This window comes from Microterricola viridarii (assembly GCF_001542775.1).
In the GTDB taxonomy this organism is placed as follows: Bacteria; Actinomycetota; Actinomycetes; order Actinomycetales; family Microbacteriaceae; genus Microterricola; species Microterricola viridarii_A.
Window position 1 is genome coordinate 2014432 of sequence record NZ_CP014145.1, and the last position, 21656, is coordinate 2036087.

Annotated in this window: 19 protein-coding genes, 2 pseudogenes and 2 riboswitches; of the genes and pseudogenes, 13 read left to right on the plus strand and 8 right to left on the minus strand. The window is 71.2% G+C overall.

Features of this window, described 5'->3' with window-relative positions:
- Nucleotides 1–12 precede the first annotated feature (12 nt).
- A complete protein-coding gene (gene gcvT / locus AWU67_RS09295) occupies nt 13–1161 on the minus strand; it encodes a glycine cleavage system aminomethyltransferase GcvT (protein WP_067228165.1) in 1149 nt (382 codons plus the stop codon).
- A gap of 71 nt (nt 1162–1232) precedes the next feature.
- Nucleotides 1233–1349, minus strand: a riboswitch (glycine riboswitch).
- Nucleotides 1350–1447, minus strand: a riboswitch (glycine riboswitch).
- 164 nt (nt 1448–1611) lie between these two features.
- On the opposite strand from gcvT, the gene AWU67_RS09300 reads away from it, so the two are divergent.
- The 7 genes and pseudogenes from AWU67_RS09300 to AWU67_RS09325 all read left to right on the plus strand — a co-directional run bounded on the left by AWU67_RS09300 (nt 1612) and on the right by AWU67_RS09325 (nt 9407).
- Nucleotides 1612–2358 carry an NUDIX hydrolase gene (locus AWU67_RS09300; protein ID WP_067228168.1) on the plus strand — a complete coding sequence of 249 codons (747 nt, stop codon included), beginning with the start codon at nt 1612–1614 and terminating at the stop codon, nt 2356–2358.
- Nucleotides 2359–2381: 23 nt separating this feature from the next.
- Nucleotides 2382–3719 carry a quinolinate synthase NadA gene (nadA, locus tag AWU67_RS09305; RefSeq protein WP_082716887.1) on the plus strand — a complete coding sequence of 446 codons (1338 nt, stop codon included), beginning with the start codon at nt 2382–2384 and terminating at the stop codon, nt 3717–3719.
- A gap of 1 nt (nt 3720) precedes the next feature.
- Nucleotides 3721–5340: an L-aspartate oxidase gene (gene nadB, locus AWU67_RS09310; RefSeq protein ID WP_067228173.1), complete on the plus strand. Its 1620-nt coding sequence runs from the start codon at nt 3721–3723 to the stop codon at nt 5338–5340.
- Nucleotides 5334–6188, plus strand: coding sequence for a carboxylating nicotinate-nucleotide diphosphorylase (gene nadC / locus AWU67_RS09315; RefSeq protein WP_067228175.1), 855 nt, complete (start codon nt 5334–5336; stop codon nt 6186–6188). Before nadB ends, nadC begins: the two co-directional genes overlap by 7 nt.
- A gap of 9 nt (nt 6189–6197) precedes the next feature.
- Nucleotides 6198–7378 (plus strand): annotated as a pseudogene (locus AWU67_RS09320) (cysteine desulfurase family protein).
- Between the two features lie 63 nt (nt 7379–7441).
- Nucleotides 7442–7579 (plus strand): hypothetical protein, encoded by a 138-nt coding sequence (locus AWU67_RS17525; protein ID WP_199922277.1) that lies wholly within the window; start codon nt 7442–7444, stop codon nt 7577–7579.
- 340 nt (nt 7580–7919) lie between these two features.
- Nucleotides 7920–9407: an MDR family MFS transporter gene (locus tag AWU67_RS09325; protein ID WP_067228177.1), complete on the plus strand. Its 1488-nt coding sequence runs from the start codon at nt 7920–7922 to the stop codon at nt 9405–9407.
- A 533-nt stretch (nt 9408–9940) separates the two neighbouring features.
- On the opposite strand, the gene AWU67_RS09330 is transcribed toward AWU67_RS09325, so the two are convergent.
- Nucleotides 9941–10852: an EamA family transporter gene (locus tag AWU67_RS09330; RefSeq protein ID WP_067228179.1), complete on the minus strand. Its 912-nt coding sequence runs from the start codon at nt 10850–10852 to the stop codon at nt 9941–9943.
- A 169-nt stretch (nt 10853–11021) separates the two neighbouring features.
- On the opposite strand from AWU67_RS09330, the gene AWU67_RS09335 reads away from it, so the two are divergent.
- The 3 genes from AWU67_RS09335 (at nt 11022) to AWU67_RS09345 (ending at nt 12795) form a co-directional block, all read left to right on the plus strand.
- The gene (locus AWU67_RS09335) at nt 11022–11294 is read left to right on the plus strand and encodes a DUF2277 domain-containing protein (protein ID WP_067228181.1); all 273 of its coding nucleotides are present in this window, start codon (nt 11022–11024) and stop codon (nt 11292–11294) included.
- Between the two features lie 114 nt (nt 11295–11408).
- The gene (locus tag AWU67_RS09340; RefSeq protein ID WP_067228183.1) at nt 11409–11756 is read left to right on the plus strand and encodes a LysR family transcriptional regulator; all 348 of its coding nucleotides are present in this window, start codon (nt 11409–11411) and stop codon (nt 11754–11756) included.
- Between the two features lie 22 nt (nt 11757–11778).
- Complete coding sequence (locus AWU67_RS09345; protein ID WP_199922278.1) at nt 11779–12795, plus strand: NAD(P)H-quinone oxidoreductase; 1017 nt, start codon at nt 11779–11781, stop codon at nt 12793–12795.
- A 7-nt stretch (nt 12796–12802) separates the two neighbouring features.
- Here AWU67_RS09345 and AWU67_RS17870 read toward each other — a convergent pair.
- The 3 genes and pseudogenes from AWU67_RS17870 to AWU67_RS09360 all read right to left on the minus strand — a co-directional run bounded on the left by AWU67_RS17870 (nt 12803) and on the right by AWU67_RS09360 (nt 16986).
- Nucleotides 12803–14472: pseudogene (locus AWU67_RS17870) on the minus strand (ABC-F family ATP-binding cassette domain-containing protein).
- 41 nt (nt 14473–14513) lie between these two features.
- On the minus strand, nt 14514–15773 hold the full coding sequence (locus tag AWU67_RS09355) for an MFS transporter (protein ID WP_067228186.1): 1260 nt from the start codon (nt 15771–15773) through the stop codon (nt 14514–14516).
- A 1-nt stretch (nt 15774) separates the two neighbouring features.
- On the minus strand, nt 15775–16986 hold the full coding sequence (locus AWU67_RS09360; protein WP_067228188.1) for an amidohydrolase family protein: 1212 nt from the start codon (nt 16984–16986) through the stop codon (nt 15775–15777).
- 211 nt (nt 16987–17197) lie between these two features.
- On the opposite strand from AWU67_RS09360, the gene AWU67_RS09365 reads away from it, so the two are divergent.
- Nucleotides 17198–17893, plus strand: coding sequence for a GntR family transcriptional regulator (locus AWU67_RS09365; RefSeq protein WP_082716889.1), 696 nt, complete (start codon nt 17198–17200; stop codon nt 17891–17893).
- Nucleotides 17894–17951: 58 nt separating this feature from the next.
- Here AWU67_RS09365 and AWU67_RS09370 read toward each other — a convergent pair whose 3' ends face one another.
- On the minus strand, nt 17952–18521 hold the full coding sequence (locus AWU67_RS09370) for a hypothetical protein (RefSeq protein ID WP_234407208.1): 570 nt from the start codon (nt 18519–18521) through the stop codon (nt 17952–17954).
- A 73-nt stretch (nt 18522–18594) separates the two neighbouring features.
- Between AWU67_RS09370 and AWU67_RS09375 the strand changes: the two genes are divergently transcribed.
- Entirely contained in the window at nt 18595–19491 is an 897-nt protein-coding gene (locus tag AWU67_RS09375) for a bile acid:sodium symporter family protein (RefSeq protein WP_067228190.1), read from the plus strand.
- Between the two features lie 10 nt (nt 19492–19501).
- Nucleotides 19502–20422, plus strand: coding sequence for a DUF6578 domain-containing protein (locus AWU67_RS09380; protein ID WP_067228193.1), 921 nt, complete (start codon nt 19502–19504; stop codon nt 20420–20422).
- Between the two features lie 157 nt (nt 20423–20579).
- Here AWU67_RS09380 and AWU67_RS09385 read toward each other — a convergent pair whose 3' ends face one another.
- A complete protein-coding gene (locus tag AWU67_RS09385; RefSeq protein ID WP_067228196.1) occupies nt 20580–20768 on the minus strand; it encodes a hypothetical protein in 189 nt (62 codons plus the stop codon).
- A 35-nt stretch (nt 20769–20803) separates the two neighbouring features.
- Complete coding sequence (locus AWU67_RS09390) at nt 20804–21655, minus strand: alpha/beta fold hydrolase (RefSeq protein WP_067228198.1); 852 nt, start codon at nt 21653–21655, stop codon at nt 20804–20806.
- Between the last annotated feature and the right edge of the window lies 1 nt (nt 21656).

Here is a 21656-nt window from a genome sequence, read left to right on the forward strand (position 1 = left end):
GGTGTTCTGGGGTTACTTGTCGCGCTTGTAGAAGGGCAGAGCGACGACGGATGCCGGCACGCGGCTGCCGCGCACGTCGATGAAGATCTCGGTGCCGAGCTCTGCGTGGCCGGGGTCGACGAAGGCCATCGCGATCGGGTGGCCGAGCGTCGGCGAGAGCGCGCCGCTGGTGATCACGCCGATGGCGGGCGCGTCGGCATCCGTGCTGGCGAACAGCGGGTAGTCGGCGCGGCCGGCCCGGCGGCCCTCTGCGGCGAGGCCGACGAGCACGCGGGCGCCCTCTGCCGGGCCCCGCTCGCTGGCGGCGCGGCCGACGAAGTCGCCCTCCTTGGCCAGTGCGACGACGCGGCCGAGGCCCGCCTGCGCCGGGAACACGTCGGTGCCGAGCTCGTGGCCGTAGAGCGGCATGCCGGCCTCCAGGCGCAGCGTGTCGCGGCTGGCGAGCCCGCAGGGAACGAGGCCGTGGTCGGCGCCGGCCGCGCTGAGCGCGGCCCAGAGCTCGGCCGCCTCGTCGGTCTGGATGTACAGCTCGAAGCCGTCCTCGCCGGTGTAGCCGGTGCGGGCGATGAGGAGCGGGGCGCCGTTGAAGGCGGCATCCGTCGACCAGTAGTACTTGAGCTCGTCGAGCGCGATGCCGAGCCCGGTGATGCCCGTCGTCGCCTCGAGGATCGCGCGGGAGGCTGGCCCCTGTACGGCGATCAGAGCGATCTGGTCGCTCAGGTCGGTGACGGTCACGTCGAAGCCGGATGCGCGCTCGGCCAAGGCCGGAACAACTGCAAAACGGTTGCCGGCATTGGCGACGACGAGGAATCGCTCCTCGCCCAGCCGGTACACGACGAGATCGTCGACGATGCCGCCATCCGCGTTCAGCAGCAGGCTGTACTTGGCCTGGCCGAGTTTGACGGCCGAGATCTTGCCGGCGAGGGCGTAGTCGAGAAACGCCGGAGCGGCCGGGCCCTCGACGAGGATCTCGGCCATGTGCGAGATGTCGAAGATGCCGGCGGCTGTGCGCACGGCGTGGTGCTCGGCGAGGTCGCTCGAATAGCGCACGGGCATCTGCCAGCCGCCGAAGTCGGTGAAGCTGGCGCCGGCGTCGACGTGCTGCTGGTGCAGCGGGGAGAAGCGCGCGGTGCCGGTGGTATCGGTGGTGGCGTCAGTCATTGACAAGGAGTTCCTCACGTCGAACCGGCAGGCGCCGGGCGAGATTCTGGACGGTCGCGTGACCGTCTCGGAACTCCCCCTCTGTCATCCGGCCTGAGAGTTTCACCGCGGCCCGCCGGAGTCGGCAGGGAGTGCGGCTTTCACCTTGGGCGGGATCTCGCTTGGCGAGATCCTCTTTCCAGAGTGGCCAAATCGACGCGGTACTTATACCTGAGAGATTGTCGGGGAGGATTGCTCCTTCGGTGCCGATACGCATCGCTGCGCCCGGCTCTCCCGCGTCGACCATGTGGCCCGATATTCAGTTGCTGCCAGCATAGCGCGCGGGCTGGGGCGCCGCGCGCGGCGCCCGCCTGGGTCACGCAATTGCCTTCAGGTCAAGTTGACCATAAGATGGGCATCCTGACTTAGAGTCAATTTGACCCTGAGGTATCTGCGAGAGGCGGATGACGCATGAGTTCAGCCCCGGCCCACGAACCGGCGCACGAGCCAGCCACGGCCGAGCTTGCGGTCTCGACCGTCATTTTCGCGCTGCACGCAGAGCCGTCATCCGAGCTCCCCTCGCTCTGGCTGCCGCTCGTGCGGCGCACCCGCGAGCCGTTCGAAGGCCAATGGGCGCTGCCGGGCGGCTGGCTTCCCGTCGACGAGGAGCTCGGCAAGGCCGCAGCCCGCACCCTCAACGAGACGACCGGGCTCACCCCGAAATACCTCGAGCAGCTCTACACTTTCGGGGCGCTGGATCGCTCCCCCGGACGCCGGGTGGTCTCCGTCGTCTACTGGGCGCTCGTGCAGTCCGATGAGGCGGCCCGCGCCGCCGAGGGCGAGAACGTGCGCTGGTTCCCGGCCGACGACCTGCCGGAGCTGGCCTTCGACCACAACCTCATCGTCGACTACGCCCTCTGGCGGCTGCGCACCAAGCTGGAGTACTCCCGCATCGCGCACGCCTTCCTCGGCGAGACGTTCACCCTCGCCCAGCTGCGCGAGGTGCATGAGGCCGTGCTGCAGCGGCCCATCGACCCGGCGAACTTCCGCCGCACGATCGAGGCGTCGAAGACCGTCATCGCCACCGACGAGTACCTGGCCGGCACCCCGCACCGGCCGCCCCGCCTCTACCGTTTCGACTCCACCGTTCACTCCGCGAACGGCGACCCCGCAGACCTCGGCCCCCTCGGCCGCGCCACCCCTGGGAAGGCATCATGAGCACCACCGCACAAAACCCTGCCATGACCGCATCGGTCGACCGCGTCATCCAGCTGATCTCCAGCGGCTCTTCTGCGACCGAGAGCTGCTCGCCCGAGCTGGCGAAGGGCCCCTGGGAGTTCGACGCCGGCCCCGTCTCCTACGGTCCCGGCTCCTCCATGGGCGACGTGATCCCGACCGGCTCGCCGCGCCAGGGCGCGCTGCCCGCCGAGTACAAGACGGCCAGCGACGAAGAGCTGGACGCCCGGGTGCGCGCCGCGAAGGCGACCTTCGGCGACCGGGTGCTCGTGCTCGGCCACTTCTACCAGCGCGACGAGGTCGTCGCCCACGCCGACTACATCGGTGACTCGTTCCAGCTGGCCGGCGCCGCCCGGTCGCGGCCGGATGCCGAGGCGATCGTGTTCTGCGGTGTGCACTTCATGGCCGAGACAGCCGACCTTCTCTCCACGCCCGAGCAGGCCGTGATCCTGCCGAACCTGGCCGCCGGCTGCTCGATGGCCGACATGGCCGACATCGACTCGGTCACCGAGTGCTGGGAGCAGCTCGAAGAGCTCTACGGCACCGAGCCGGACGAGACCGGCCGGGTGCCCGTCATCCCGGTCACCTACATGAACTCCTCCGCGGCGCTCAAGGCGTTCTGCGGCGAGCGCGGCGGCATCGTCTGCACGTCCTCCAACGCCGAGACCGTGTTGGAGTGGGCGTTCGAGCGCGGTCAGCGGGTACTGTTCTTCCCCGACCAGCACCTCGGCCGCAACACGGCGAAGGCGATGGGCGTTCCGCTCGAGCAGATGCCGATGTGGAACCCGCGCAAGGCGCTCGGCGGCAACACCGAGGAAGAGCTCGACGACGCGAAGGTGATCCTCTGGCACGGCTTCTGCAGCGTGCACAAGCGCTTCACCGTCGCCCAGATCGAGCAGGCCCGGGCCAGCCACCCCGGTGTGCGCGTGATCGTGCACCCGGAATGCCCGATGCCCGTTGTGGACGCCGCCGACGAGTACGGCTCCACCGACTACATCACGAAGGCCATCCAGGCCGCCCCGGCCGGCTCGACGTTCGCGATCGGCACCGAGATCAACCTCGTGCAGCGCCTCGCCGCCCAGCACCCGGAGCACACCATCTTCTGCCTCGACCCGGTCGTGTGCCCGTGCTCGACCATGTACCGGATCCACCCCGGCTACCTCGCCTGGGTGCTGGAATCGTTGGTTGCCGGCGAGGTCGTCAACCAGGTGTCGGTCAGCGCCGAGGTGGCGGCGCCTGCCCGCCTTGCCCTCGAGCGGATGCTGGCCGCCAAGCCGCCCGCCAACGGCGGCGGCACCGCGCCTGCTGCTGCCGCCGCCGCTATTGCTGCGACGGGCGTCTGAGATGAGCACCGTTCTGGTGATCGGCAGCGGGCTCGGCGGCCTCTTTGCCGCGGTGCGCGCTGCCGATGCCGGGCACCGTGTCACCCTGGTGACCAAGGGTGCCCTCGACGAGAGCAACACCGGCCACGCCCAGGGCGGCATCGCCGCCTCGCTGTTCCCCGATGACTCCCCCAACGCCCACCTGCTCGACACGTTGCGCGCCGGCGCAGGCCTGAGCGATGCCGCGGCCGCGCGCGTGCTCTGCGATGAGGGCCCGGCGCGGGTGCGCGACCTGATTCGCTTCGGCGCGCACTTCGACCGCGACGAGTCCGGGCTGGCCCGCGGGCTCGAGGCGGCGCACGTGCGGCCCCGGGTCGTGCACGCCGGCGGCGATGCAACGGGGGCCGAGATCGCCCGCGCCATGCTCGACGCCCTCTCCCGCCGGCCGATCGTCGTGCGCGAGCAGACCATGCTGGTCGAGTTGCTGACCGAGCCGACACCGAACGCCGCCGACCGCGTGGTGGGGGCCGAGCTGCAGGCGGCCGACGGGCGGCGCGAGAAGCTGTATGCCGACGCCGTGGTGCTCGCCACCGGCGGCGCCGGGCAGCTGTTCCGGCACACGACGAACCCGGCCATCGCCACCGGAGACGGCGTCGCCGCCGCCTGGCGGGCCGGCGCACGCCTGCGCGACCTCGAGTTCGTGCAGTTCCATCCGACCGCGCTGGCCGTTCCGGGCACCCCGCTCGTCTCCGAGGCGGTGCGCGGGGAGGGCGCCGTACTGCGCAACCGCGCCGGCGAGCGGTTCATGCTCGGCCGGCATCCGCTCGCCGAGCTTGCACCCCGCGACATCGTGGCGCGCGAGATCGCCGTCGAGATGGCCGCACAGGGCGGACAGCCGGTGCTGCTCGACGCCACCGCGCTCGCCCCGACGGCCGCAGAGAACGCGGCGCTGCTCGCCGGCCGCTTCCCGACCATCACGGCTGCCTGCACCGACAACGGCCTGGACTGGGCCACCCTGCCCGTTCCGGTGACGCCCGCCGCGCACTACTGGATGGGTGGCATCGCCACCGACCTGTGGGGCCGCACCTCGCTGCCCGGCCTGTTCGCCGTCGGCGAGGCAGCCTGCACCGGCGCGCACGGCGCCAACCGGCTCGCCTCGAACTCGCTGCTGGAGGCGGCCGTGTTTGCCGACCGTGCGGTACGGGCGCTGACGGCGGATGTCGCGGCGTCCGCCGATCTGCCAGTCAGCGGATACGAGCGGCGACACGCCACGACAGACACCCGTTCTGACGGTGTGTCGCCCGGCGCATCCGCCGAACGGCTACGCCCCGACGAGAACCGCGAGCACACCGCGCTGCGCGCGACGGTGCAGACGCTGCTCTGGGACACGGCCGGGCTTGAGCGGGACGGCGATATGCTCGCCGCCGCAGCGGACGCCCTGGCCGCGCTGCCCCGGCCGTACACCGGCCCCGGCGCCAGCCGCCGCGCCATCGAGGACGCCAACCTGCTCGACCTGGCCCGCCTGCTCGTGGCCGCGGCGAGCGCCCGCACCGCATCCGTCGGCGCTCATTTCCGCCGCGACGCCCCACTCTCTGCACCCTCCGAAACACCCGCCTCCCGAGAGGAAGCCCTCGCATGCTGAGCAATGCCGCCATCACCACCGTGGTCTCTGCCGCCCTGCTCGAGGACGCCCCGTGGGGTGACGTGACCTCCGAGCTGCTGATCCCCGAGAGGGCGACGGCCACGGCCGAACTCGTCGCCCGTGAGGCCGGCGTGTTCAGCGGCGCCGCCCTCGTGCGCGCCGCCTTCACCCTGACCGACCCGGCCATCCACGTCGAGGTCCTGGTGCCGGATGCCGCCGCTTTCGAGCGCGGCGCCGTGCTCGCCCGGGTGAACGGCCCGGCCCGCGGCATCCTGCAGGCCGAACGCGTCGCCCTCAACCTGGTGCAGCGGATGAGCGGCATCGCGACGCTGACCGCCCGCTACGTCACCGAGACGGAGGGCACCCGGGCGCGCATCGTCGACACCCGCAAGACCACGCCAGGGCTGCGGGCGCTGGAACGCCAGGCCGTGCGCGACGGCGGCGGCCACAACCACCGCTTCAGCCTGAGCGACGCCGTCATGGCCAAGGACAACCACCTGGCCGTGCTCACCGCGGGCGACCTCTCGGTCACCGACGCCCTGCTGGCGCTCCGGGCCCGGCTCTCGCACACCACCCACCTCGAGGTGGAGGTCGACCGGCTCGACCAGATCGAACCCGTGCTGGCCGCCGGCATCGACACCATCATGCTCGACAACTTCAGCCCGGAACAGCTGCGCCAGGGCGTGCAGCAGGTTGCCGGGCGGGCCATCGTCGAGGCCAGCGGCGGGGTCAGCCTCGACACGGTGCGGGCGATTGCGGCATCCGGGGTCGACATCATCTCGGTCGGCGCACTCACCCACAGCGTGCGCGCCCTCGACCTCGGCCTCGATGTGGTCCTCTCCGCCTAGGAACCCCCGATGAGCCAGCCCAGCAACTCCCTGTATCACGACGCGATCTACCTCGACCATGCCGCGAGCGCCCCCGTGCGCCCCGAGGCACTGGCCGCGATGTGGCCGTGGTTGAGCGGCGAGTTCGGCAACCCGTCCAGCCACCACCGGGCCGGGGAATCCGCCGCGGCCGCGCTCGAGGCGGCCAGGTCCGAGGTTGCCGCTGCGCTCGGCTGCCGGGCCGGCGAGGTGCTGTTCACGGCCGGCGGCACCGAGTCCGACAACCTCGCCGTCAAGGGCATCGCGCTCGGCCGGCCGCGCGGCCGGCACATCGTCAGTACACCGCTCGAGCACGAGGCTGTGCTCGAGTCGCTCGACTACCTGCGCCGGCTGCACGGGTTCACCGTTGACTTCCTGCACCCGGATGCCGCCGGCCGGGTCGACCCCGCCGAGCTCGCCGCCCTGCTGCGCCCAGACAGCACGCTCGCCAGCGTGCACTACGCCAACAACGAGATCGGCACGGTGCAGCCGATTCCGGAGCTCGCCGCCGTCGCCGCCGCGGCGGGGGTGCCGCTGCACACGGACGCGGTGCAGGCCGCAGGCTGGCTGCCGCTGGACGTGCGCGCGCTCGGCGTGGACGCCCTCGGCATCTCGGGCCACAAGGTCGGCGCCCCAAGGGCATCGGTGCGCTGTTCGTGCGCGGTCGGTTGCCGTTGGAACCGTTGCTGCACGGCGGCGGCCAGGAGCGGGGTCGGCGCAGTGGCACCGAGAACGTCGCTGGGGCCGTCGCCCTGGCGACCGCGCTGAGGCTGGCGGAGGGCGAGCGTCTGGCCGGCGCCGCCGATCACGCCACCGCCCTCCGCGACGAGTTCATCACGGCCGTGCTCGGCGCGGTGCCCGAGGCGACCTTGACCGGGCACCCGAGCAGCCGCCTGCCCGGCTCCGCCTCCTTCGTGTTCGCCGGTACCAGCGGCGAGGCTGTGCTGTTGGAGCTGGAGCGCCGCGGCGTGATCTGCTCCAGCGGTTCGGCGTGCGCGGCCGGCTCCGACGAGGCCTCCCCCGTGCTCACCGCGATCGGCCTGCCGCCGGAACTGGCGCAGACCGCCGTGCGCTTCACCTTCTCCACGGCTACCAGCGCCGAGCAGCTCCGGGCCGCCGCGGCCGCCGTCGTGGGCGCGGTCGCCGCGGTCGCCGGCATCGCCGGCCGTTAGCCGGGTCGCCGCAATCACACCACAGAGGTTTACCTCCGCCGTGTCGCTCGATAGGGTGAAAAGATGAGCACTCCATCAGCAAACACGAACCGAGATGACCACGACCTCTCGGACGAGGAGCTGCTGGCGCCCGAGGAGTCGATTCTGAAGGGGTGGCTGCCCACCCCGACTCCGACGGATGGCCCGGCGCCCGCTCCCTGAGCGTCGCCACCCTTTTCACCGCAGCCCGGATGCCGGCGCCGCCCGGCGCATCTGAGTAGCAGCGCATCCGAGTAGCAGCGCATCCGAGCAACACTGCACGAGAGCAACGCCGCAGAGTGCTGTCGGTGGTCGGGAATAGATTTGCCGGTGTCGGCGCTGAGCTGACAGGTAGATCTTCCGACGCTGACTGACCTCACCACTGGCATCCACTGAAAACCTCGACGGGGTGACCGCGACATTCGGGCGACAACGCGTCGCCGTCGCACCGGCCCCCTGCCGACGCTGATTGCTCTCCCTGCGCAATACGCCCTCTCAACCTTCATCGAAACGAAAATTGACTGTGACTGAACGCACCGCTTCCGATGCCGAGGCTCTTGACACGAGCTCGGTTCCCCGCCAACTAGACCCTGCCGTCGAACGCCGCAATAACAAGGTGATCTGGCTGCTCGTCGCCTCCACGTTCGTGGTGTTCCTGAACGAGACCACGATGGGCGTCGCCCTCCGCCCGATCATGGAGAGCCTGCACGTCGACGAACGCGCCGGCCAGTGGCTGACCACCGCGTTCCTGCTGACAATGGCCGTTGTCATCCCCATCACCGGCTACCTGCTGCAGCGCTTCAACACGCGCCCGATCTACATCGCCGCGATGTCGCTGTTCACCGTGGGCACCGCCATCGCGTTCCTCGCGCCGAGCTTCGAGGTTCTGCTCGCGGCGCGCGTGGTGCAGGCATCCGGCACGGCGATCATGATGCCGCTGCTCATGACCACGCTGATGACGCTGGTGCCGCCGCACCACCGCGGCAAGATGATGGGCAACGTCTCCATCGTCATGTCGGTGGCCCCGGCCATCGGCCCGACCTTCTCCGGACTGATGCTGAACAGCTTCGGCTGGCGCGGCATCTTCGGTGTCATGCTGCCGATCGGCCTGGCCATGCTGGCGTATGGCATGCGCAAGGTGGAGAACGTGAGCACCCCGACCAAGGTGCCGCTGGATCTGCTGTCCGTGGTGCTCTCCGCCATCGGCTTCGGCGGGCTCATCTACGGCCTCAGCGCGGTCGGAGCCACGTCGACCGGCGCGGTGAACCCCGCGATCGTCGGCCTGATCGGCGGCGGCATCGCGCTGGTGCTGTTCGTGCTGCGCCAGTTGCAGCTGCAGCGCCGAGACCAGGCGCTGCTCGACCTGCGCACCTTCCGCTTCCCGCAGTTCACGATCTCACTCGGCATGATGCTGGTGATGATGGCTTCGCTGTTCGGCGTGATCATCGTGCTGCCGCTGTTCATGCTCGGCGTGCTGGAACTCGACCCGGTGACGGCCGGCCTGCTTCTGCTGCCTGGCGGCATCCTGATGGGTGTCATCGCGCCGTTCGTCGGCCGTCTGTTCGACCGTTTCGGGCCGCGGCCGCTGCTGGTGCCCGGCACGATCCTGGTCAGCGCGGTGCTCTGGACGCTCACCATCGTCGACGAGAACACCTCGATCTGGTTCCTGCTCGCCGCCCACATGGTGATGAGCTTCGGCCTGGCGCTGATCTTCACGCCGCTGTTCACCTCGGCGCTCGGTGCCGTCACGCCGCGGTTCTACTCGCACGCCAGCGCCATGCTCTCGACGCTGCAGCAGCTGGCGGGGGCCGCGGGCACGGCGCTGTTCATCACGGTGCTGGCGTCGCAGACGGCGCAGTTGCTCGCGGGCGGCGCGGCGGCGGATGCCGCGGCGGCCGGCGGAACCCGGGCGGCCTTCACGATCGGCGCGATCATCTCGATGTTCGCCATCGTCGGCGCCTTCTTCGTCAAGAAGCCGGCCGACATGGAGGGCGTGCACGCCGGCCACTAACCGGTGTCCGGCCGGCCGGGCCCGCACGGGACTCGGCCGGTTGGCTTCAGTCGCACGTTCCTTCGAGCCAACGGAGGGGTTTCGACAAGCTCAACCAGCGGAGCAGGGCCGCCGCGCCGCGCCGGCATCCGCTCCCCCGGGTGCCGGCCGACTGGCTTCGGTCGCAGGCTCCCTCGAGCTAACGCAGGGGTTTCGACAAGCTCAACCAGCGGGGCAAGGTCGCCGCGCCGCGCCGGCATCCGATCCGCTCCGCCAGATGCCGGGCGACTGGCTTCGGTCGCACGCTCCCTCGAGCCAACGCAGGGGTTTCGACAAGCTCAACCAGCGGGGCAAGGTCGCCGCGCCGCCCTGCCCCGCTGGCTGGAGGGCGCCGCGCCGCGACGAAGGAGCAGCGCAGCGCCCGAAGCCCGAGAGTCAACCGGATCGCGCCGCCCCGGCATCCGCTCCCCCGGGTGCCGGCCGGTTGGCTTCGGTCGCACGCTCCCTCGAGCCAACGGAGCAACCAGCGGGGCAGGGTCGCCGCGCTGCCCTGCCTAGAGCTGGGCCTCGGCCGTGCGCTCCAGGTCGGAGCTCGGTCGCTGGCTCTGCGTGGCGATCGCCGTGGCCGCGGCGGCGCAGACGAGGCCGATCGCGACGATCTGCAGCGCGCTGAACTGCTCACCCAAGATCAGCCAGCCGAACAGAGCGGCGATGGCCGGGCCGCAGGCGGTGATGATCGCGTACACCCGGGTGTCGACCCGGCGCAGGATGAAGGTGTCCAGGCTGTACGGCAGCGCGGAGGAGAGCACTCCGATGGCCACGAGCAGTCCGAGGAGACCCCAGTCCAGCGCGGCTGCGTCGAACGTGAAGATGGCGATCGGAAGCACGAGCACGAGGCTGACGATTCCGGCCACGGTCAGCCCTTCCAGCCCGGGCAGTGTGAGCGCGACGCGGCGCGTGAACAGGATGTAGCCGGCCCAGGACGCGCCCGCGATCAGCGCGAGGGTAATGCCCACCAGATCCACCGTGCCGTCGAGTCCGGTGAGCAGCACGACCCCGGCGCCGGCCGCGAGCGCGCACACGAAGTCGAGCAGGCGGCGGCTCACCGCGAGCGCCAGCGCCAGCGGGCCGAGGAACTCGATCGTCGCGGCCAACCCGAGCCCGATGATGTGCACCGAGGCGTAGAAGCTGAGGTTCATCACGGCCATCACCACGCCGAGCGCGACGGCGGGCCAGAGCCTGGCCCAGCTGAGCTCGGCGCGCTTCGGCCGGTAGATCGGCACCAGCACAAGCGTCATCACGATCTGGCGCACGGCGACGACCACGGGGGCGCCGACGAGCGGCATCGCGACGCCGGCCAGTGCCGAGCCGAGATTGATGCTCACCTCGGTGCCGACCTGGGTGGCGGCGCCGATCGTGCCGCGTCTGGCCAGGTGCGCCTCGGGGGTGGTGGACTGCGCGCTCATGCCGATGGGCCCTTCTTGTCACGGATTCTGACAAGCCCTGTCGATCCAACTACCGTCCAGCCGTATGGCCCAGACGATTGCTCAGTTTAGTCGCTGTCGCCAGCGCATCCTGTACACAGTATTCGTGGCGGGGCTTTCGGGGGCGGATGCAGCTGGCTAGCCTCTGAGCATGTGCCGAAACATCCACACGCTGCACAATTTCGAGCCAGAGGCCACCGACGACGAGGTGTACGCCGCTGCGCTGCAGTACGTGCGCAAGATCAGCGGGTCCACGAATCCATCTCAGGCGAACAGGGACGCGTTCGAGCGAGCGGTCGCCGAGGTCGCGCATGTGACGCGTCATCTGCTCGAGGACCTGGTGAGCACCGCGCCGCCGAAGAACCGCGAAGAAGAGGCGCTGAAGGCGCACGCCCGGGCGGTGCAGCGCTTCGGCGCTGCCTGAGCCCGGCGGCGCAGCGGCTGCGGAGCCTGTCGCGGCCGCTGCGGGGCTGGCGCACAGCGCGACCGCGTACTCTGGGAGAACCGCGCATCGGCGCGGACCTTCGAAAGGCGTCCCGTGGACATCTCCCTGCTCAGGCACTACGTCACTGTGGCGACCGAGCTCGACCTGGCCAAGGCTGCGAGCGCCCTCGGCGTCTCGCACGCCACCCTCAGCGGCTCCCTGAACCAGGTGGAGGCCCTCGTCGGCGCCCACCTCATCAACCGCGCCACCAGCACCATGAGCCTGACGCCGGCCGGCGAGATGTTCCTCGCGACCGCCGTGGCCGAGATCGCCGCGTACGACGCGGCCAACAAGCCGCCGGCCCCGAAGGCGGGCGGCAAGGCCAAGGCCAACAAGGGCAAGGGCCGGGCGCCGCGGGTCAAGGGCGAGCCGCTGCCGTACAAGAAGCGCCAGTCCCGCTAGCACCCTGCTAGCCTCCGATGCTGTGAAAGCAATCGTGGAGGACGCAGCCGGCACTGGCCAGGGCCGGACAGAACTGTATTGGGCGGAGACGGACGACCCGGTGCCGGCCGCCGACGAGGTCGTGATCGATGTCGCCGCAACCGCCGTCAACCGGGCCGACCTGATGCAGCGCCAGGGCGGATACCCCGTCCCCGCCGGCGATTCACCGATTCTCGGCCTGGAGTGCGCCGGCGTCATCAGCGAAGTCGGTTCGGCGGTGCAGGGTTGGGCGGTCGGCGACCGTGTATGCGCGCTCCTGAACGGCGGTGGCTACGCCGAGCGGGTGGCGGTGCCCGCGACCCAACTGCTGCCCGTTCCTGCGACGCTCTCGCTGGTTGAGGCCGCGTCCCTGCCCGAGTCGCTCTGCACCGTCTGGTCCAATCTGGCGATGGGCTTCAGCGCGCCGCTGCCTGGCGAGGCCGCACTCATCCACGGCGGCGCCAGCGGGCTCGGCAGCATGGCGGTCCAACTCGCGGCCTGCGCCGGGTACACCGTGTTTGCGACGGCGGGTTCGCCAGAGCGCGCCCGCGCCACCGAGCGGTGGGGCGCAGTGCGCGGCATCGACTACCGCAGCGAGGACTTCGTTGCCGTGGTGGCCGAGCTCACCGCCGGCCGCGGTGTCAACGTCATCCTGGACGTCGTCGGCGGCAGCTACCTGCAGCGCAACCTCGACAGCCTGGCCGACGACGGCCGACTGATGATCGTGGCCGGCCTCGGCGGCTCGAGCGCCACCCTCGATCTCGCATCGATGTTCACGCGCCGGCTGAGCGTTCATGCCACCACCCTCCGCTCCCGCGCGCGCACCGGCCCGACGTCCAAGGCGGCGGTGGTGGCCAGGGTGCGCGCCGACGTCTGGCCCTGGTTCGAGTCCGGGCAGGCCCGCCCCCTGATTGGGCGGGTGCTACCGATCGAGAGCGTCGAGGAGGCGCACCGCGAGATCGCCGACGGCACGGCGCTGCCGGGCAAGACGGTGCTGGAGTTGCCGGCCGGCCCGCGCTGACGCTCGCCTAGAGCTCGGTGACGGTTCCGGATTCGACGGCCCAGCGGCGGTCGATGCGCACCGTCTCAAGCATGCGGCGGTCGTGGGTGACGAGCAGCAGCGTGCCCTCGTAGCTCTCCAGCGCCTGCTCGAGCTGCTCGATCGCGGCCAGGTCGAGGTGGTTGGTCGGCTCGTCGAGCACCAGCACGTTCACGCCGCGCGCCTGCAGCAGGGCGAGCCCTGCTCGGGTGCGCTCCCCGGCGACAGCGCGTCGACGGGGCGTAGCACGTGGTCGGCCTTCAGGCCGAACTTGGCGAGCAGGGTGCGCACCTCGGCGGCCGCCATCTCTGGCACCAGCGCCTCGAAGGCCTCGGCGAGCGGGGTGTCGCCGACCAGCTGTGAGCGGGCCTGGTCAATCTCGCCGATCGACACGTTGACGCCGAGGCTGGCGGTGCCGGCATCCGGAACCTGACGGCCGAGCAGGGCACGCAGCAGCGTCGACTTGCCGGCGCCGTTCGGCCCGGTGATGCCGATGCGCTCCCCCGCGTTGACCTGCAGAGACACCGGCCCGAGCGTGAAGTCACCCTGCCGGAACAGGGCGGCATTCAGCGTGCTGACCACCGAGCTGGAGCGCGGGGCGGCACCGATGGTGAACTCGAGCTGCCACTCCTTGCGCGGTTCCTCCACCTCGTCCAGGCGCGCGATCCGGCTCTCCATCTGGCGCACCTTCTGGGCCTGCTTCTCGCTGGATTCCGCCGCGGCCTTGCGGCGGATCTTGTCGTTGTCCGGCGACTTCTTCATGGCGTTGCGCACGCCCTGGCTCGACCATTCGCGCTGGACGCGGGCACGCCCGACGAGGTCGGCCTTCTTGGCCGCGAACTCCTCGTAGTCGTCGCGCTTGTGCTGGCGGGCAATGGCCCGCTCCTCGAGGTAGGAGTCGTAGCCGCCCCCGAACACCCGGTTGCTGTTCTGCGCCAGGTCGAGCTCCAACACCTTGGTGACGCTGCGGGCGAGGAACTCGCGGTCGTGGCTGACCAGAACGACGCCGCCCCGGATGCCGGTGACGAAGGCCTCCAAGCGGTCGAGGCCGTCCAGGTCGAGGTCGTTGGTCGGCTCGTCGAGCAGCACGATGTCGAAGCGGGAGAGGAGCAGCGCAGCGAGGCCGACGCGGGCCGCCTGCCCGCCGGAGAGTGAGGTCATCAGTGAGTCGGCGCTGAGCGGAGAGCCGCCCTCAAGCGTGATTCCGAGGTCGGCCAGCACCACGGGCAGCCGCTCGTCGAGGTCGGCGGCGCCGCTGGCCAGCCAGCGCTCCAGCGCGACGGCGTACACGTCGCCGGGGTCGGTGCCGGGCGCGGCCAGGCTGGGATCGCCGAGGGCGGCCGCGGCGGCATCCATCTGCTCGGTGGCCTCGGCGCAGCCGGTGCGCCGCGCGATGTAGGCCGAGATGCTCTCGCCCGGCACGCGCTCGTGCTCCTGCGGCAGCCAGCCGACGAAGGCGTCCTTGGGCGAGAGGCTGACGGTGCCGGCCTGCGGCTCGAGCTCACCGCCGAGGATGCGCAGCAGCGTCGACTTGCCCGCGCCGTTGGCGCCGACAACCCCCACCACGTCGCCGGGGGCGACGGTCAGGTCGAGCGATTCGAACAGCGTGCGGTGGGCGTATCCGCCGGCAAGGCCCTGGGCCACGAGTGTTGCAGTCACCCGTCAACCCTATGCGGCCCCGCCGGGTGTCAGGCACGGCCTCAGCGGCGCTCGACCGCCTCGTGCGCCGGATTCTGCACCTCGTCCGCAGACACCGCGACCAGGTCGATCGGCGGCCGCCGGATGAGCAGCGCCGTCGCGATGCTGAGCGCAATCGCGAACACGCCCATCAGCACGAAGCTGGGCGTCCAGTCGCCGGATGCCGTGTGCACCAGGCCGATGAGGAGCGAACCCGCACCCGCCAGCACGTAGCCGACACCCTGGCCGATGGCCGAGACGACGCCGGCGGTGTGCGCGTTCGCGGAGAGGCCGACGATGAGGCTGATCGCCAGGCCGAACGCGGCGCTCTGCACCGCGCCGAGCAGGCCGACGACCCAGAAGTACTGCCCGCCACCCGCCACGAACAACCAGGCAACGCCGAGCGCAACCACCAAGCCCAGCCCCGGCCCGAACCAGCGCAGCACCCCCGGCCGTCTGGCAATGATGGGGGTCAGCATGGTCGGCAGGAAGCCGGCGATGCTGAACCATGCCAGCAGACCGCCGCGCACGGCAGCTGGTTCGCCCCGGTCGGCCAGGAACAGCGGCAGCCACGCGGTCACGGCGAAGTAGAGCAGGGCCTGCAGCCCGAACACGACGGTGACGAGCACGAGCGTGCGCACCCCACCGGCGGGCAGCGCAAGCCGCGGCCGGGCGTGACCGGGCAGCCGGATGCCGGACCGACTGGCCACGAATGTCATCGCGAGCGCGGCCACCACGGCGGGCACCGCCCACACGCCGAGGGCGAGCGGGACGCTCTCGCCCAGCGCGTGGTGCAGCGGCACGGAGAGCCCGGCGCCGAGCGCCGCACCGACACCGAACGACATGCTGCTCAGCCCGACCCAGAGCCCGCCCGCGTTCAGTGACTTCAGGTATTGCGGCAACAGCGTGCCGGCGGCCATGATCGCGGTGCCGGCCACGGCGGTGCCGAGCAACAACTGCCCGGGCAGCGCGACACGCAGCACGAGGGCGGCAGCAAGCGCGAGCATCACCCAGCCGAGCGCGCGGCCCACCCCGATGCGCCGGGCGAGCCACGGGCCGAGCGGCGCCGTCAGGCCAAAGGCGATGACCGGCAGCGTGACGAGCGCCGTCGTCGCCCCGGCATCCAGGCCGAAGTGCGCGCCCGTCTCACCGAGCAGCGCGGCGACGGAGGTGATCGCCGGTCGGAGGTTCACCCCGACGAGGAGCGCGGCGACCAGCCCCAGCGTCGCCGTGCGCGGGCGCGTGGCGCGGATGGCGGCAGCGGGAGCGTCGGTGATGCCCACCTCAGCGGCCGACGACACGGAGCCCGTCGGCGACGACCCGGCCGTTGTGGATGACGGTGCGGTCGACGCCCCTGTCCATCACGGCGCTCGTCGGTGTCTCGCCGTCCACCAGCAGAAGCTCGGCCCGGTCGCCGACGGCGAGGCCCTGCCGGCTGCCCAGCCCGGTCACGCGCGGGGCGTCGTGGCTCATGATGCTGGCCCCGCCGAGCGTGGCGACGGCGAGGGCGAGCTCAATGTGCTCGTCGCGGCGGAATCCGTTGGTGAACGCCAGTTGCCAGGTGCGGTCGAGCATGTCGCAGTTGCCGTAGGGGCTCCAGTAGTCGCGCTGGCCGTCCTCGCCCAGCCCGACACGCACGCCGGCCTCGACCAGCTGCAGCAGCGAGAGCGGGCGCCGGGCGGCCGGGGCGACGGTGGCCATTGCGATGTCGAGCTCGGCGAACTCCTCGATCAGCCGGCGGCTGACGGCCTCGGAAACCGAGCCGAGCTCGTAGGCGTGCGAGAGCGTCACCTTGCCCTGCATACCGAGTGCGCGGGTGCGCTCCAGGATCAGCTCGGTGCTGAACACGCCCAGCTCGCCGGGCTCGTGCAGGTGGATGTCGACCTCGACCTGGTATTTCTCGGCGAGGCCGAAGACGATGTCGAGGTGTTTCGCCGGGTCGCGGTCGAGCTGGCTGGGGTCGATGCCGCCCATCACGTCGGCGCCCTGCCGCAGCGACTCCTCGAGTACCTCGACGGTGCCGGGTTCGCGCAGGATGCCGGCCTGCGGGAACGTCATGATCTGCACGTCGGCCTGCTCGGCGAAGGCCTCCTTCGCGGCGAGCACCGCGTCGAACTTCTCCAGGCCGCAGTCCACGTCGACCTGCGCGTAGCTGCGCACCCGGGTGGTGCCGTTGGCGATCATCCGTTCCAGCGTGCCGGCCACCCGCTCGGGCAGACCGATCTCGGCGTCGCGCCAGTTGTTCCTGTCATTCAGCATCATCCCCCAGACCCCGGGGCTGCCGGTGTGCTCGCGGAACGGCAGCCCGATCCGCGTCGAGTCGAGGTGCACGTGCACGTCGCTGAACGCGGGCAGCAGCAGACGGCCGCGGCCCTCGACGGCATCCGGCGCGGCTGCGCCCTGCGGGTCGTGGGCGCGCACGCCAGTGATCACGCCGTCGGCGATCTCGACGTCGGCTGCGGGGCCACCCCACGGGCGGGCGTTGCGAATGAGCATGCTGGTTGTCCTTCCCGGGCCGGATGCCGGCGACCGCACCGGCCCGCGCGGTTCTCGGTGGCCGCGCATCAGCCTTATGGTATCCCAAATGGCTGAGTAGCCACCCGGCAAGTCGACGGTTGCTGGCGGGCTTGCGGCGGTGCTGATATCTTGGGATACCACGAGTGGACTGTGCCCGTTCCGGCTGGTCCCCGACGCGCGAGGAGACGCCATGGAGCAGCAGCCGAGCAGCACACCCTCGGCCGCCACCGGCGCCCACGGCGAGGCTCGCCCGGAGGGCGTGTACCGCGCGCTGCTTCGCTCGATCATCGCCGGCGACGCGGCGCCGGGCAGCCGGCTCAAGGAGCGCGAGCTCTCCGAGCGCTACGCGGTCTCCCGTATCCCCATCCGTCAGGCGCTGCAGCGCCTCGAGTCCGAGGGCTTTGTGCTGGCAGAGCCGCGCCGCGGCGCCGTCGTCAAGCCGATGACCCGGCACGACGTCGAGGAGCTTTTCGACGCGCGGCTCTGCATCGAGCCGTTCGCGACGAGGCACGCGGCGCTGCGGCTGGCCGCCGGCATCGAGTCAGCGGATCGCCTGACCGCGATCCTTGCCGAGGCCCGGTCGCGGTTCGCCGACGGCGACGATGTCGAGGGCATCTCCTCGAACCTGGGCTTCCACGCCGAGGTCGTGCGGCTCTCGGGCAACGGCCTACTGGTGCGCAGCCTCCAGCCGATGCTCGGCCGAATGGAGTGGGTCTTCCGCCTCACCCACGGCGCCCGGGAGGGCGAGCAGGCCGGGGAACACCAGCAGCTCTACGAGGCGCTGCTCCAGGGCAATGCCGAACTCGCCGCCGCTCAGGCGTACGCGCACATTGAGCGCGGGCGCGTGCCAACGCTCGCCGCGCTCGCGCCGTTTCTCACGCGGTGACGGCACCCGAACAGCCAGCCACCGACCCCTGAGCGCTGGGCTCGAAGCCGAAGCGCCACTACGCAGAACGGTCGAGCAGCAGCCCGACGCGCTCGGCGAGATAGCCGGCGAAGGGGCGCAACGCGTCATCCGGCGCCGTGGGGCTCCACCGCACCAGCGCGCTGTCGTCGCGCAGAACGAGCGCGCCGACGGAAGAGCGCAGCACTTCGGCATCCAGCAGAATTGGCTCCGCGTCGAAGTTCACGGTCTCGCCCCGTTCGAACGGCCCGCGGAAGGCCGCCGCCCGGAAGCCGCGGCGCTCCTCCGCCGAGACCGACTGGTAGCCCGGATGCCGCGGGTCCACCGCCCGGGTGGTGTGCCCGGTCGCGTACAGCGTGCCGTCGGTGCCGAGCAGGAACACGCCGAGCCGCCACACGCGGCCAATCGGCACCATCTGCGCCTCGCGGGTGAACAGCAGGGCGCGGCGCCGGGGCGGTTCAAAGCGCGCGAGGGCCTCGGTGGCGGCATCCGCCCGTCTCAAGCTCTGCACCGCTTCGGCGAGCGCCCGCCCGATCACGGCCAGCACCTCAGCCCTGTCGTCGCCGGGTTGCGCGTTGCTGCCCTGGCCTGTCTTGCCCTGCTCACTCACGCTCAGAAGTCTAGAACGCGCGTCGGCAACGGGGGCTAGCGCCGGGGGCCAGGGTCTCGGCCATACTGGGCCCATGGGATCAGCGTTGACCACCATCGGATTGCCCGTCGCCCTCGGCATCATCATGTTCGGGCTGGGCTTGAGCCTGACCGCCGGCGACTTCTCGCGGGTCGCGAAGCAGCCGAAGGCGGTGTTCATCGCCCTCGTCTGCCAACTGCTGATCCTGCCGTTCGTATGCTTCGGCCTGGTTCTGGCGTTCCAGCTCCCGCCGGTGCAGGCGGTGGGCATGCTGTTGCTCGCCGCCGCGCCGGGCGGCACGACCGCGAACCTCTACAGCCACCTGTTCCGCGGCGACGTGGCCCTGAACATCTCGCTCACCGCGCTCAACTCGGTGATCGCGGTCATCACGCTGCCGCTCATCACGAATCTGGCGATCGCCTACTTCATGCCGGGCAACACCTCGCTCGGGCTGCAGTTGTCGAAGACCGTGGAGGTGTTCGTGATCGTGCTGGCCCCCGTCGTTCTGGGCATGCTGGTGCGGCGCTGGCGCACCGGTTTCGCCGATGCAATGGACAAGCCGGTTCGCATCGCCTCGATCGTGATCCTGATCGTGGTGATCGCCGGCTCCATCATCTCCAACTCCGACATCCTGCTCGCCAACCTCGGCCAGTTGGCGGGGATCACCACCCTGTTCTGCCTGCTCAGCCTCAGCGTCGGGTTTTTCGTGCCGCGGTTGTTCCGGGTGGGGCGGCGCCAGGCCGTCGCCAGCGCCTTCGAGATCGGCATCCACAACGCGACGCTGGCCATCGTGATCGCGCAGACCGTGCTCGGCAGCGTCGAGCTCAGCCTGCCGGCCGCGGTCTACGGCGTGCTGATGTTCTTCATCGCGCTCGCCTTCGGCCTCGGCCTGCGTCTCAGCGACCGGTCGCGGGCGGATGACGCGGCGGCGGCCGTGCCGGCGAGCGCCTGAGCGCTGGCCCATGCGCATCGAAGTGGTCATCGCCAGTTGGGAGCAGGGCTGCTGCGGTGTGCCGATTGGGCTCGGCGACACCGCGACGTACAACCTCGTCGCGTTCGCCCCCGCGCTCGGGGGTGCGAGCGCAGTGCCCCGCTTCTTCAGCGACAACCATGGTCAGACTCCGTCAGAGGTGCCGCAGGCGCGCGTTGCGGGGGTCGTCGCTGCCATCACCGGGGTGAGCTACCCGCGCGTCCCGGTGGCCGGCCAAGCAGGCACGTTCACCTCCGATCCCACTCGACCTCAACTGCACCCGCTGAGCTCGATCGGTGACGAGGGCGACGATGGGCTGAGCGAGTACCTCGTGCTGCTGGACGTCGCCGACGGCACCGATCTGCCGCACTTCGTGCTGGCTGCGGAGCGCACGGCGCACCAGGAACGGGAGGCCCGCACCGACCGGCTGCGCGAGCTGCGTTCCCGTGACGAAGTGGGGGTGCTGCTGCGTGCGCTCGCGGATGACGCCGCCCTCCGCTTCGGCGCACTGGCTCGCATCGTGCGTTCCGACGACGCCTCGGCATTCAGCATCCTTCCGGAGCGCGCCGGTGCGGCGGCGCTGCACTGGCTGCGCTCGGCGGAGGAGGGCGCAGACGGCATCCGTGTGCAGCTCGGCGACGGCGTCTGGGAGGTGCCCGCCGACCCCGTGCGGGCCGAGGTGCTGCGCGAGTTTCTGGACGCCGCCGCGGCGGGCAGGGTCGAGGAGCAGCGACCAGAACACGGCGACGAGATGGGCCCGTTTCAGACGGTCGTCACCGCCGCCGACGGCCGCAGGTGGGTGGCGACGACGGACGACCTCGCGCGCTTCGGCATCGGCGGCGTGTTCGCCATGACCGGGCCGCTCGCGCGGCGCCTGGAGCGCGGTACCCACCGTTACGTCGCGTGGGAGTAGCGCCGACATCCGGTTGGGAGGCTGACGGCGGATCGGGAGGCCGTTCCGGGCCGCACGTCGCCTCCCCATCGCATTGCTGCCTCCCGACCGGATGGGGCGGGCGGCAGTTTCAGGGGCCACCGCGGCATCCGCACGCGCGCCCCGAATCGCGGAGCGGCTACGCGGGCGAGGGCTCGATCCGCCATTGCCCGACGGGCACGTAGGCGGAGTCCGAGAGGGTCTCGTGGGTGCCCTCGACCAGCTCGTAGTGCTTCAGGTTGCCGGCCCAGTAGCGCAGGATGCGGGAGAGTTCCGCCTCCGGCTCGCCAGTCAGGGCATCCATGTCAACGGTGAGTGAGAACTGCATCCGTCCACGCTAGGCAGCGGCTGCAGAATCCGCAATCAGTCCCAGTCCCAGCGCACGGGGCCGTCGGAGTCCATCCGGCTGAGCAGGTCGCCGAGCACGGCCGCCCACTCCGCCGTCGCGTCGAGGTGTGCGTCGTGGCTGCCCGCACCGAGGTCCACCCGCAGCGTGGCGGGCCGGGCTTCAAGAAAGGCGAGCTTGCGCTCCTCGTCGAACATGCCGTCCGGGGCGAAGACCGCCGCCGTCGGCACGGTCAGGGTCTCCCACTCGTCCCAGCGCGCCTTCGCGTGCAGCGCCGCGATCGACGTCTGCAGGAAGGCGGGCTCGAAGCGCGGGCGCAGTCCGCCGTCGCACGCCTCGAGGTCGGCCAGCCAGGCGTGACCGATGGCGGTGTCGCCGAGGAAGGCGCCGGCGGCCGCGACATCCGTGAAAGGAACGGGCCAGGAGGCGAAGTACCCGCCGATGCGCTCGGCGGCCTCGGGCGGCGATGCCTGCACGTCGCCTTCCAGCAGAACGAGCATGCGCACCAGGTCGGGGCGGGCGGCGGCCACGAGCAGCGCGGTGTGCGCCCCCATCGACTGGCCAACGAGGGCGACGCCCGCAGGCGCATCCAGGCCCTCGATCACGGCGATGACGTCGCGCACGTAGGCCTCGCGGGAGCCGTCGGCCGGATGCCGCGTGCTGTGGCCGTGCCCGCGGAGGTCGACCAGCACCGAGCGGTAGCCGGGCCCGATCGCCTCGGCGGTCGGCACAAACTCCGCGCCGCTGCCGGCCAAACCGTGCAGGAACACCACCGTGGGGCGGGTGTCGGCCGCGCCGGGCGCGGCGGCGCCGCCAGCATCCGTCAGGAAACTGATCGTGACGTCGCCGAGGGCGAGCTCGTGGCGCACC

What these genes read in the sequence shown, in the direction of transcription:
- gcvT (WP_067228165.1), bottom strand. Translation starts at nt 1,161, where the DNA reads ATGACTGACGCCACCACCGATACCACCGGCACCGCGCGCTTCTCCCCG.
- AWU67_RS09300 (WP_067228168.1), top strand. Translation starts at nt 1,612, where the DNA reads ATGAGTTCAGCCCCGGCCCACGAACCGGCGCACGAGCCAGCCACGGCC.
- nadA (WP_082716887.1), top strand. Translation starts at nt 2,382, where the DNA reads ATGACCGCATCGGTCGACCGCGTCATCCAGCTGATCTCCAGCGGCTCT.
- nadB (WP_067228173.1), top strand. Translation starts at nt 3,721, where the DNA reads ATGAGCACCGTTCTGGTGATCGGCAGCGGGCTCGGCGGCCTCTTTGCC.
- nadC (WP_067228175.1), top strand. Translation starts at nt 5,334, where the DNA reads ATGCTGAGCAATGCCGCCATCACCACCGTGGTCTCTGCCGCCCTGCTC.
- AWU67_RS17525 (WP_199922277.1), top strand. Translation starts at nt 7,442, where the DNA reads ATGAGCACTCCATCAGCAAACACGAACCGAGATGACCACGACCTCTCG.
- AWU67_RS09330 (WP_067228179.1), bottom strand. Translation starts at nt 10,852, where the DNA reads ATGAGCGCGCAGTCCACCACCCCCGAGGCGCACCTGGCCAGACGCGGC.
- AWU67_RS09335 (WP_067228181.1), top strand. Translation starts at nt 11,022, where the DNA reads ATGTGCCGAAACATCCACACGCTGCACAATTTCGAGCCAGAGGCCACC.
- AWU67_RS09360 (WP_067228188.1), bottom strand. Translation starts at nt 16,986, where the DNA reads ATGCTCATTCGCAACGCCCGCCCGTGGGGTGGCCCCGCAGCCGACGTC.
- AWU67_RS09365 (WP_082716889.1), top strand. Translation starts at nt 17,198, where the DNA reads ATGGAGCAGCAGCCGAGCAGCACACCCTCGGCCGCCACCGGCGCCCAC.
- AWU67_RS09375 (WP_067228190.1), top strand. Translation starts at nt 18,595, where the DNA reads ATGGGATCAGCGTTGACCACCATCGGATTGCCCGTCGCCCTCGGCATC.
- AWU67_RS09380 (WP_067228193.1), top strand. Translation starts at nt 19,502, where the DNA reads ATGCGCATCGAAGTGGTCATCGCCAGTTGGGAGCAGGGCTGCTGCGGT.
- AWU67_RS09385 (WP_067228196.1), bottom strand. Translation starts at nt 20,768, where the DNA reads ATGCAGTTCTCACTCACCGTTGACATGGATGCCCTGACTGGCGAGCCG.